The 11,349-nt window shown below is 61.0% G+C and carries 11 protein-coding genes; 2 read left to right on the forward strand and 9 right to left on the reverse strand.

Annotated elements, in window-relative coordinates; translation table 11 throughout:
• Positions 1 to 203: 203 nt before the first annotated feature.
• From EOB59_RS06525 to EOB59_RS06535, 3 genes are read right to left on the reverse strand one after another with little or no spacing between them, the layout of a single operon-like run.
• Positions 204 to 1,640 (reverse strand): hypothetical protein, encoded by a 1,437-nt coding sequence (locus EOB59_RS06525; RefSeq protein WP_128287972.1) that lies wholly within the window; start codon positions 1,638 to 1,640, stop codon positions 204 to 206.
• Positions 1,606 to 2,856 carry an MFS transporter gene (locus EOB59_RS06530; protein WP_128287973.1) on the reverse strand — a complete coding sequence of 417 codons (1,251 nt, stop codon included), beginning with the start codon at positions 2,854 to 2,856 and terminating at the stop codon, positions 1,606 to 1,608. The genes EOB59_RS06525 and EOB59_RS06530 overlap by 35 nt, the downstream gene beginning before the upstream one ends.
• A gap of 60 nt (positions 2,857 to 2,916) precedes the next feature.
• The gene (locus tag EOB59_RS06535) at positions 2,917 to 3,642 is read right to left on the reverse strand and encodes an AraC family transcriptional regulator (RefSeq protein WP_245486548.1); all 726 of its coding nucleotides are present in this window, start codon (positions 3,640 to 3,642) and stop codon (positions 2,917 to 2,919) included.
• Positions 3,643 to 4,079: 437 nt separating this feature from the next.
• On the opposite strand from EOB59_RS06535, the gene EOB59_RS06540 reads away from it, so the two are divergent.
• Positions 4,080 to 5,054 (forward strand): class I SAM-dependent methyltransferase, encoded by a 975-nt coding sequence (locus tag EOB59_RS06540; RefSeq protein ID WP_128287975.1) that lies wholly within the window; start codon positions 4,080 to 4,082, stop codon positions 5,052 to 5,054.
• 234 nt (positions 5,055 to 5,288) lie between these two features.
• Positions 5,289 to 6,203 carry a LysR family transcriptional regulator gene (locus tag EOB59_RS06545; RefSeq protein WP_128287976.1) on the forward strand — a complete coding sequence of 305 codons (915 nt, stop codon included), beginning with the start codon at positions 5,289 to 5,291 and terminating at the stop codon, positions 6,201 to 6,203.
• 89 nt (positions 6,204 to 6,292) lie between these two features.
• Here EOB59_RS06545 and EOB59_RS06550 read toward each other — a convergent pair whose 3' ends face one another.
• Genes EOB59_RS06550 through trbK-alt form a run of 6 tightly spaced genes read right to left on the reverse strand, consistent with a single transcriptional unit; the run spans position 6,293 to position 11,340 of the window.
• Positions 6,293 to 6,517 carry a DUF2274 domain-containing protein gene (locus EOB59_RS06550; protein WP_128287977.1) on the reverse strand — a complete coding sequence of 75 codons (225 nt, stop codon included), beginning with the start codon at positions 6,515 to 6,517 and terminating at the stop codon, positions 6,293 to 6,295.
• A 1-nt stretch (position 6,518) separates the two neighbouring features.
• Positions 6,519 to 7,763, reverse strand: coding sequence for a TrbI/VirB10 family protein (locus EOB59_RS06555; RefSeq protein ID WP_128287978.1), 1,245 nt, complete (start codon positions 7,761 to 7,763; stop codon positions 6,519 to 6,521).
• Positions 7,760 to 8,899 (reverse strand): P-type conjugative transfer protein TrbG, encoded by a 1,140-nt coding sequence (gene trbG / locus EOB59_RS06560; RefSeq protein ID WP_245486549.1) that lies wholly within the window; start codon positions 8,897 to 8,899, stop codon positions 7,760 to 7,762. The genes EOB59_RS06555 and trbG overlap by 4 nt, the downstream gene beginning before the upstream one ends.
• Complete coding sequence (gene trbF, locus EOB59_RS06565) at positions 8,896 to 9,579, reverse strand: conjugal transfer protein TrbF (protein WP_128287979.1); 684 nt, start codon at positions 9,577 to 9,579, stop codon at positions 8,896 to 8,898. The genes trbG and trbF overlap by 4 nt, the downstream gene beginning before the upstream one ends.
• A gap of 2 nt (positions 9,580 to 9,581) precedes the next feature.
• A complete protein-coding gene (gene trbL, locus EOB59_RS06570) occupies positions 9,582 to 10,943 on the reverse strand; it encodes a P-type conjugative transfer protein TrbL (RefSeq protein ID WP_128287980.1) in 1,362 nt (453 codons plus the stop codon).
• 1 nt (position 10,944) lies between these two features.
• Entirely contained in the window at positions 10,945 to 11,340 is a 396-nt protein-coding gene (gene trbK-alt, locus EOB59_RS06575; RefSeq protein ID WP_128287981.1) for a putative entry exclusion protein TrbK-alt, read from the reverse strand.
• Positions 11,341 to 11,349 lie beyond the last annotated feature (9 nt).

Raw genomic sequence — 11,349 nt, forward strand, 5'->3', positions numbered from 1 at the left:
ATCCATGGTTTTGAAGGGTAAAGCGGCTGTGCGCTTTGCGCCATCGTTTTCGCGCCAAAGCGCACAGCCCGTCGTACCAACAGAATGAACGATAATGTTGCAGTATCAGTCATTTAATCATGCCATTCCGCCGTAGCATCAGGCGCGAGCAGCCGTTCGCATGCCGACCTACACATGCCAGCTGCTAGATTGCATAAAGCATTTCAGGAAAAGGCCCATTCCTCATCGGCCGGTGTGACCAACCCCTGCCGAAGTCGGCTGTGAAGTTCTTGCCACGAGGGGTCGGACACGAAGCCTCTCATGCTTCCACATGCCTCGGCTAAGGAAATATCGCTCAAACGGTCGATAAGATCACTCATCGCGGCGTTCCTGCCATTTAGGAATAGCTCGAGCGGATCATCATCGCACTCAATGACCCGATGTCCCCAAGCTCCCGGCACGTCGTCCGTTGCGAGGGCTTGACGAAGATCTTCATCCACGCCTGCGACCTCGAGCGCCCGACAGACGACATAGCGCATCAGGGGGTAGTAGATCGGCTGATAGCTGCCTCCAAGCGCGCGCACGCCGGGCAGGATCGACGAAACCAGAAACATCAGCAGGAGATTCGGGACAAGGCTGCGGTTTGCCAGCCGCTTGAGAATGTCGGGGGCTGTGAAGCACGCCACCTTCATACCGGTCGCAGGATCGATGAGTTCGCCGGCGATCAGACGCAGCGGACGGCGCTTGCCATTTTCATAGAACCAGAAGAAATCAGTACCGCGCGCGAGCCAGCCACTCCACGGGCCGGACGCGAGCCCGTCGAGGCCGGCAAGGATATTGGCAGCGAAATTCGGGTCTTCCAGAAGTCTCATGCGTAGCCAGGAATTTTCGTCCGCCAGATGGTCCGCCACCAGGTCGGCAATATCCTCGTCGTCGATCTGCAGAAAGGCAAAGCGGCCTCCGAACATTCTTGGCCAAAGGATGAGATTGGCTGCCTTGATGGCATGCGCGGGCCGCTCGAAGTGCGTTGTTGGCAGCAGGCTACGAAGCAGCGTGAGCGCCTCTCCCTCAGTGTCTGGTTCGGTCGGCAACAAGTCGAACCTATAGGGTCCTGGTCCGGCTAGCAGGCTATATCCAATCATCCGGCTTCGGCTGAGGCCGAAGACGTTGATCGGTTTCCCGTCGACAGTGAGCCAGCCTGGTCCCTTGCGTGCCTTCTCAACAAGGCTCACCGTCGAAACCGCATAGGAAACGTAGGTCGAACAGCCATGCGCCGAGAGTCCAAGGAGGCTGAAGATGTGTGTGTAATAGGCTTCCGGCTCCGTGAGGAGAAACAAGTGAGGGCCTGTCTGCATCACACGGCGCTTTTCGAATTCTCTGCAGATTTGTGAAACGGCATTGATGGGCAATCCGTTTCGCTCTCCTGCGTTTTTGATCGCGTCGAGCAACTTGGTAAGGGCGTGACGGCGAATTTCCGGCACGGTTTTCGAAGCTGGCGCCTCGAACAAGCGGAACGCATAGTCGCGGATCGGACGGGGATGATAGGATCGCATCCATGGATAGAGCGCGGCTAGCGACTCGAGCACTGCCTGTTTCGCGTCTGCGCCTGCTGTTAGCTCTTCCACCTCACGTTTCACCCTTTTCTTGCGTCTGAACGACATCGACGCTCAAACACCAAATACTGATGAGCAGCATCACTCCAAAGCTGAAGAAAATCGTCGAAGGAAGTACTCGATTTCCTACCGCGGCGGCGATGCCGAAGACGAGTAAACCGAGCACCACGGCCACACAATGCATAATGCCTTTTGCCCGGCCCAACAGATAAACGGGTACACGCGACTGCAATGTGACTTCAACGCTAACGCGTCCAAGATTGTATAGAAATCCGAGCGCGGCAAAAAGGATCACTGTCCAGGGCATGTGCAGATATGCCAGCGCCATGAGTACCAGCGCCGTAGAGCCCAAAAGAATGAGATGCCGCGCTTGGCTACTCATTGCTCTTTCAATCCCGAACAGAGAGATCGCGCCGATCAGTGAGCCCGCCGACCATGCAGCCTCAAGGTAGCCGAAATCCACGGCAGTACCCTTCTGCTCCTGGAAGACGAAGCTCGATCCCATTACGCTGACAAGCACCGCGCTTGTATAGAGAAGCGCGTAGACGACGATGAGACGACGCAGGCTCAGATCAAATCGTGCTGCCGAGATTTTGGCGATGCGGACATCGCGCGAAACCGGTTCCAGCTGCATCAAGGCCAGGCAACCTGCTGAAAACAGAAAGAAGGCAGCAAGAACGGTGAATGGCAGGGCTGGCGACTGCTCATGCAGCAACGGCCCTGCGAGCAGAGCTGCCCCAAGACTGCCGAACTGCATGACGAAGAAGACGGCGGAATTCCATGCTATAAGATCGCGGCCGTCAGCTATGACGGGGATCATTGATTGAGAGCTCGTCAGCGCGACACGGTCGCAAAACGAACACAGGACCGCTGACAGACAGATGACCAGGAAAACGTCCATGTAGAGAAGCGCGCAAGCGGTGGCCAGCATCACGACGAAGCGGCTGAGGTCTGCCGCAACGTTCAGGCGTCGTCTGTCAAATCGATCCGCCGCTACGCCGGCCAGAGGGCTCGCGATAAATTCGACAATGCTAACGATCGCAAGGAACGTCGCCACGCCGGCAGTTCCGTATCCTCGCTCGACGAGAATCCAGGCAGATGCGATATAGTAGCCGCTTCGGGCAACGGCCGCCGATAGCGTGCTGGCCAGGAATCCGAAGCAGGGATTGGGCCGGTAGACCCGTCCTTTGCGATGATGAGTACGAACCAGGTTTGACATGAGCGGCGTATCCGGCTGATCGCCGTTGATACTTTCTTCCGCCAAGCCTGCTTTACTGTGACGTTAGGGTTTTCCGATACTTGCTAATAACCGACAAGCGTCGACCTAGATTCTGCTCTTACGACGAAATTCCGTGGGGCTCGCGCCGAAGCTCCGCTTAAAGGCAGTGGCGAAATGGCTCGAACTGCCGAAACCGCATTCCAACGCGATTTCCGTGGCCGACAAATTGGTCGATCGCAGCATATCCGCCGATTGCTCCAATCGGCGCTGCGCTATGAATGCGTGCGGCGTCATGCCTGTCGACTGCTTGAAGGCCCTCCAGAAATGGAACCGGCTAATCCCAACCTCTTTTGCCAAATCGGCGAGCGTAGGTCTGCCGTCCGACATGGCCTCGATCATGCCCACGGCGCGCTTGAGGTCGAACGACGACAAACCGCCTTTTGCCGGCTCCTGATGGACGCCGTTCAACCTGAACATCTGCACGAGCAATTGCGTGGCCTGGCTCTCCACCATCGTTGCGCTGATTGGGTCAGGCTGCTTTAGCTCCAAGGCAATCCTCTGCAACGCCAACTCTACAGTGCTGTCCCGAAATCCGATCGAAGGCGGCAGCACCGCCGGGCGATGGCGAGCCATGCCCGCAAACACCTCTTCGGCGAACCCTTTTTCAATTGAGACCAGGAGGTAGGAAGCGGTCGCGTCACCCTCATCCCACCCATTCCAATCACAGCCGGCGGGCATGAAGATGATCGAACCGGCCCGGCGCGGCAAAAAGGCAATCCGGCGCCCATCCACAATGTCTTCTCCACGGCACGCTGTGCCCTTCAGGTTCATCAAGAACACATGGTTTGGCTGGAGGATTCTTGTCTCCTGACGCTCAAGCCCAGTTCTTTTGATTACGTCCGCCCGCACGCTCCCCCAACTCTCATACTTGTGGGGAAGCGATTGGTGCCGTGAACGACGATTCTCGGTCGGGTCGAGGGCTAGAGTATTCACGTATCCACAGCCTCCTTACTGGCGAGGAGCCAGTTGCGTGATGTGGAGAACCATGGGTTGCTGAACAACACGAAAATAACTCTGGATTGGTAGAAGATGTGACTTCAGCGAAAAAATGACAATCAAGTGAAAGACCCCTTCAACACGCAGGCCTACCAGTTGGCCCAGCCAATACTTGAGCTCGGTGGAATATTAGAAACCGCTTATCTTAGTGGAATTTCCCCCATCGACGTATCGGCATCTCACCAATCGAACGGTGTCGGAGGCATACTGCGATGCGTGGACTCGACGACTTTCTGGCTGAGTGCGACCATGGCCCACGCCTCAACGGACTCGCCGGCTTTTTCGCGGCGACCGCCGCTGGCAAGAGCGGGATGCCAATCCGGAAGCCTGTGGCGGACGCCCGCCTACTGCCGAGCGATGAACTCCTACGCGATCTGGTTGCGCTGCACGCGACCCGCCAAGGCTTTTTTGACCAGCACTATCACGGCAGCATTCCCTATAGATTGGAAGAGGAGTGCCGGATGGCCCATGCAGTGCTAAAATATTCCCGGGATCGTCGCGCTCCCCTTTCGCTATACAGCCTCGGAACAGCGGAAGGCACGATGGCGAGAACGTTGTCCGAACTGTCCGAGGGGCGGATACGCACACTGTCGTGCAGCCCGAACGCAGAGAATTACACAAGCTTCATGGCCTATGGCGAACCACCGCACGCCGACTTCTTCATTGGCCCATTCCACAAGTTGACCAAGGACGTCCTGAGCTCGGATCCGCGACTGGCAAATTTCGCTCACGGATTCGATATCATTTTGGAAGACACGACCTTTCAGATGTACTCGCCAAGCAGAGCGAGACAGATCGAGTTCGTGACCCAGCATCTCAAGCAGGACGGAATTTTCGTCTTCGTCGAGAAGTTCCGGGCAGCCGAGGAGCCGGATTACAGGCGTCGCGAATACCAGAAGGATTTCGGCTTCAAGGCGCGCTATTTTCCCCCAGACGAAATCGAGAAGAAGCAAAGCCTCGTCCTGAATACGATGTTCGGCAATGAGGTGACTTTGGCGCAGATGGCTGACGCAATACACGCGCATTTCAGCTACTGCTCCTTGACGTGGAATAGCGGAAATTTCTCCAGCCTTGCGGCGAGCAATAGCGAAGAGAACCTGAACCGCTACCTTTCCCAGATGGCCGCTCCGGCCATTCCGCACGAATACGTCTACGAAACCAGCGTGTCTCGCAACCCTGCCGACTAGTCGTCGCAGCCCGCCCAAGAGTGATGAGCAGCCGTCCCGGCGACGACGTGACGGGACACTCGCGAACCCATGTGGAGGTTTCCATGCATCGGTCATGCTTGATACCGGGCGCCATCCATTTGGAAACCGTACTTCGCAGCTTTGCCATGGCACGGGCCTCTCCGGCGCTGACGAACATGACCGCCCGGCGTGGCGTTCGCGTCGGCCCCGCTGCACGGCACCACACGGAACTGCATGCGCGAGGCTCTTAAGCCTTTGAGACAGGCCAACAACACATTGCGCCGTCTGGACCATGTCTTCGCAGCTGTCGACCATGGCAGCCTCAGGCAGGCGGCAAGAGTTCTCAGAGTGAGAGAATCCTGTGTCAGCCGCAACATCGTTGCTCTCGAGCAATTGCTGGACATGCAGTTGTTTGACCGCGACGTCCATGGCGTTCGGCTGACCGAAGCGGGCCGGGCCTGGATTGACCTTGTCCGGGCTCATTACGAAGGCTTGCATGATGCCCTGGCCGGCGGCGGTCGAGGCCACCAGGATGCCAAAACGGTCAGGATAGGATTTTGTGCCCAAATGGGTCGTGCATTCGTTGTGCGCCTCATAGATCGTTTTCGCAGCTTGCATCCGGACGTGAGCGTGGCCATCGAGGACATTCCACACGAACAGTGCCTGGCGGCAATACGCCGCCGGCGCGTCGACATCGTCTTCACGCACGGGCTTGAGAACGCCAGCTTATGCCGCAGCGAAATAGTTGCGCAGGAGCGCTTGTTCGTTCTCCTACCCGTTGGCCATCCGCTCGCCGAAAAGCCGGCAGTCACATGGGCGGATCTTGCAGATACGTGTCTGCTGATACCAGTCGGATCGCCGCAGGATCCGGTTTTGCTCGAAAAGATCGCCTCGGATGGTGGCCCCACCATTCAAATATGTCGCGCTAGCGATGCAACTGTCATCCTCAGGGTCCAACTCGGTCAAGGTGTGACTTTGGCGGGCGAAGGATTTGCCGGGACAGTCGCCATAGACGCCACGGTGTGGAAGCCCATCAGTGGACAGAGCAGCACCAGTTCGATCAAGGCAGTGTGGCTGGAATCGAATCCGAAGCGTGCGCTCCTGAGGCTGGTTGGAACTGCAAGCAACATGGTGACTGCGACGAGCTAGGCCCACCCAAGTCAATGCGAAAATAGGAAACCTCCAGTGCGATTCCCTCCATGGATGGACTGACCCCATTCGAATTCAGTCGGCCGGCCTTAACCACCCTCAGAACGCTTTGCCCTGGAGAAGCCCCGATCCGTCGCCATGAATCGCTCCAGCATCGCGACGATGAGGCGCGGCGCATCGGCGGGTCGTTGCCCCGCCTCGCGGCCGAGGATCTCGGCATAGGCTGTCAAGTCACGATGCAATGCCGCTGGGAGTTCCACCATGACCTTGACAGGTTTGTCGTCGGCGATTGGCCCCAGTTTCAGCTTGGTCATTTCAGCCTCCATAAGGTTCGAGCACGAGGTCGTGCGTGACGATGACGCGTACCGGGAATCCCGGTCGGATGGTGAGCGTCGGCGCTATGTTGAGCTGCCGCTGGACGATCTGCTGGCCTGCCTGGCTGATGCTGTCGGAAGCCCCTTGGCGCAGGGCGCGCACGATGTCGCTCTCCTGGCCTGATGAGCCTGCCTGCGCGCCGATGCTCAGAACCGTGGAAAGTGCTGCAGCCTTGAACAGCTCGCCCCAATGATAGTCGACGCCATCCTCAAGACCAGCATAGCCCTCGGCATCCGCCCCGGGCTCACGTTCCAGCACGATGGAGCGGCCGTCTGGAAAAATCAGCCTGGTCCAGACCAGCAACACGCGACGCTGGCCGAAGCCGACACCATTGTCATACTGGCCGACGAGGCGCGTCCCCTGCGGAATAAGCAGGATGTGGCCGGTGGGGCTGTCATAGACATTCTCCGTCACCTGCGCGGTAATCTGACCCGGCAGGTCGGAACGAATGCCGGTGATGAGGGCGGCTGCGATGACGGCGCCCGCCTGCAGGACGTTCTTGGAGGCCGGCGGCGCGACGCGGTCAGGCGAGACGGTACGCTTGTCCGGCGGCTGATCGAGGAAGGCGAGCTGCCGATCCTGCGCCGAGGGCGTCGCTGGCTGCGGCGCGAGGCCAAGGCTGGCGAGATCGGGTCGTGGCATGGTTTCGGTCGTGGCTCGAGCGAGCGTCGCGTCACTTGCGGGCCGCGTTTGCGTGGACGCGAACAGACGCGCGGTCCTCGCCGCTTCCAGCTCCTGTTCCCGGCGCTGCTGCTCGGGGTCCGGTCCGACGGGGCTTGTCGATGGCGTGGGGCCGCCATTCTGCGCGTTGAGGATCGGGCGGCCGAGATCACCGGGAAGCGGTGGGCCAAGCTTCGGAACGCCTGCATAGTCCTTTGGCAGGCCGGCGAGCCCATCGGGCGTCGAACGATTGTCGGTTGAATACAGCTCCTGCCCTTGGCCTTGTTGACGGTTCTGCAGCGCGTAGAGCAACGCACTGCCGACAGCGAGGCTTGCGGCGAGCCCCAAGCCGGTTAGCGCCTTTCGGGAAAGACGCGTCACGCGCGGCGGCTCGGCGCGAAGCCGCATGGCCGCGATTGGCTCGCCTGTCAACGGCCGGGCGTCATCCTCGACCGGTGCCTCCGGCCAGGCGTCATTCGCCGGCCCCGGGCCTTCTTCCTTCCCGGGACCCATTTTGTCGCTCATGATGACGACCCTCCCCTGTCTGTTCGGGGGTACGTCGCTGGCGGGGTCTCACCAGGGCCACGCATCCATGAAAATCGACTGCTCCTTACCCCATCGGTGCGGGAGACGCGGACGCGCTTCTGGTTCTTGCCGGCGCCGAAGCGCAACTCGGCGGCGGCAAACAGCCGATCTACGATCATGTAGTTGCCGCGCACGCGATAGTTCACCAGCTCCGACGTGTCGCCTTCCGGGCCGACCACGAACAGCGGCGGCATCTCGCCCTGGCCGATGCCTCGCGGGAACTCGATGAACACCTGTTTGCCATCGTCGAAAGCACGCAACGGCCGCCACGGTTCGCGATCGCCCGTCACCTCGTAGCGGAAATTCACACGAGAAATATCGATGCCCGTCGAGACCGGCTGTGCCGCTTCGGCCTCTTGGCTCTGACGGCGCAAGGCAATGAGCTGGTCCTGCGGGTACTGCCAGGTAACCGATGCCATATAGGTCGACGGCGTCGATCGCAGTTCCAGGTGATAGGTGCGCCGATCGGTATTGATGACGAGATTGGTTATGAGTTCGGCGCGCGTCGGCTTGACGAGGATGTGGACTTGCCTGGTCGCGCCCGTACCGCTCTCGGTATCGCCGATGATCCAGCGCACGGTGTCACCGGCGGCGACGGGGCCGGAGCCGACGAGCTGCTCGCCGGGCTGGAGCGCGATGTCGGTGATCTGTCCCGGCGAGGCATAGACCTGATAGAGCGCGCCATCGACGAAGGGATAGACCTGCATCGAATTGATGAACCCGTTGCGGACAGGCTGCATGCGCGCGGCCGCATTGGCCAGGTTCACGCGCGCGGTCGGATCGGACGGTTCCGGCTCGGGCTTTGCGTCCTTGCCAACCGGCTTCAACTGGCCTGGAAGCGGCAGCGGCTTTGACAGCTCTACCACCTTGACGGGCGGGGGCGGATCGACGGCCTGCACGGCCGGGACCGGATCGTCATAGGAAATTTCCGGCGGCTTCTGCCTGGTGGCACAGCCTGCAAGCGCCGAAGTGCAAAGCAGCAGTGCTGGAAAGGCCATCTTGCGGAAAGCCGGCATTGCGTGGATGAGGAAAGTTGGACACCCCCAGTGGGCGGCCTTGAAGAGTGCGGGCGTCATTGTCCAAGCTCCTTCGACCAGTTGATGGCGTTGATGTAGATGCCGAGCGGGTTCTTCCTCAGTGCGTCGGCGTCGCGCGGGGGCTGCACGACAATTGTAAGGATCGCGGACCAGCGCTCCGTGGAAGCAAGCGAGCCGTCCTGATAGCGGCGTTCGACCCAGGCTATGCGGAAGCTCACTGGGGATGCGCGGATGACCGACGACACGTCGACGGCGATCTGCTGTTTGCCGACCTTGGTGAACGGGTCATTGGCGCGCGCATAGTCGTTGAGAGCCAGCGCCCCGCCCTGCGTCGCGAAGTCATAGGCGCGCAGCCAGTTCTGCCGCACGATGACCGGATCGGCGGGGATCGACCTCACCTGTTCGATGAAGTGCGCCAGGTAGAAGGCGATCTGCGGATCGTTCGGCTGATAGTCGCCGACCGCTGGGGCGACAGCCTGCGCCTGGCCCAGACGATCGACCTGCACCACCCAGGGCACGATCGAGCCGTTGGCGGATTGCCAGACGAGCGCGGCGGAGAACCCGGCGGCGAGCGCCAGGCAACCGAAGGCCATGTAACGCCAATTGCGCGCCTGCACGCGAGCCGAACCGATGCGCTCGTCCCAGACCTGTGCAGCGCGTTGGTAGGGCGTCTCGGGTTGTGGGGATCTGCCGTAGTGCGTGGACGGTCGTTTGAACATGCTTAGTCTCTTTCAGAGAGGTTGATCGAGGAGCCGCCCCCATGGCTGTCGCCACTGCGAACGGCGTGGGCGGCGGCCTGGACGCCATGGGTCATCTGTTGCGAGCGCTTCATGCGCTTCGCCCAGGCGGGCTGACTTTCGGCTGTGGAAGACGCGACGGGAGCGGAGCCGGCTTCGCCAGCGTTCGCGCCGATCGTGCCGGCGGTGGATGATCCGCCCGTCGTCCCGAAGGCCGCGCGAGCGCCGGACTGGTAGCTGTGCTTCATGCTGCCTGCCGCATTATTGGCCGCCCGCTTGAGCGGTGAGATGGCACCCTGGGCGCCGGCGCTGATGACACCGCCGAGCCCGGATGCGACGCCGGAAAAACCAGACTCTCCGGCCGCGCCGAGATTGTAGGCTGTGGATGCCCTGCCCGCGGTCGCGGCACCGCCACGAGCCGCCGCTGCAGCACCGCCGCTGACAGCCGCGCCTCCGGACACGACGGCGCCGCCGGCCGCTGCGCCCACTGCTGCCATGCCGCCCGCGGCGAGCCCGGTGCCGACCGCCGCACCCGCGCCGAGTTGCGGACCGCCGGAGACGAGACCGTTGGCAATGCCAGGTCCAAAGATGCCAAGGCCGAGCAGCGACAGCGCGGCCAGCACGATCGCCATGGCGTCGTCGATCGACGGCGTGGTCCCGCCGAATCCCGAGGTGAACTCGGAGAAGAGGGTCGAGCCGATGCCGATGACGACGGAGAGCACCAGCACCTTGATGCCGGACGAGATGACGTTGCCGAGCACCCGCTCGGCCATGAAGGCCGATTTGCCGAACAGACCAAAGGGAATCAGCACGAAACCGGCGAGCGTCGTCAGCTTGAACTCGATCAGCGTGACGAAGAGCTGGATCGCGAGGATGAAAAAGGCGAGCAGCACCAGCCCCCAGGCGAAGAACATGCAGGCGATCTGGATGAAGTTCTCGAAGAAGGACCAATAGCCCATGAGGTTCGAGATCGAGTCCAGCAACGGCCGGCCGGCGTCGAGCCCGGTCTGCGCCACCTTGCCCGGGCGCATGAGATCGTTGACGGTAAAACCCGTACCCGAGGCCTTCAGGCCAAGCCCAGCGAAGCTTTCGAAGACGACGCGGGCGAGATTGTTCCAGTTGGAGATGAGATAGGCGAAGACGCCGACAAACAAGGTCTTCTTGACGAGGCGCGCCATGATGTCGTCGTCCGCACCCCAGGACCAGAAGAGGGCCGCCAGCGTCACGTCGATGACGATCAGGGTTGTGGCGATGAAGCCGACCTCCCCGCCGAGCAGGCCGAAGCCGCTGTCGATGTAGCGCGTGAAGACTTCGAGGAAATGGTCGATGACGCCCATGCCACCCATGTCAGCGAGCCTCCGGCCGGGGCGGCGCGACCTGCATCGCGGGAACGGTCATATCCGTTCCGTCCCCTTCTTTCCGATCGGCCGACGCCGCCACATTTGGAAACAGCGTCGTCGGCGCTACCGGAGCAGGCGCGGTCGCCGCGTCACGTTGACCGAGAAACCGGCGCCGGCTGTCTGCCCACGCCTTCAAGCAACCGGGATCGCGAGGACCGGCCTCGCCGATCCCGGAGCAGCGGCGCAGTTCGGACGCCAGCGGGTCTTGTGACGCGATGGAACGATCCCGCATCGCCGGGGCATCAGGCTCAACGTCCTTGCTGCTCATCTCGATCGCGGTCACTGTCAAAGCGACTGCGATGAAGACGACTGCACTGACACGCGCGAGGATCTTGCCATCCATCGCGCCGGC

It is taken from the genome of Mesorhizobium sp. M7A.F.Ca.MR.176.00.0.0, from assembly GCF_004023165.1.
Classification (GTDB): Bacteria; Pseudomonadota; Alphaproteobacteria; order Rhizobiales; family Rhizobiaceae; genus Mesorhizobium.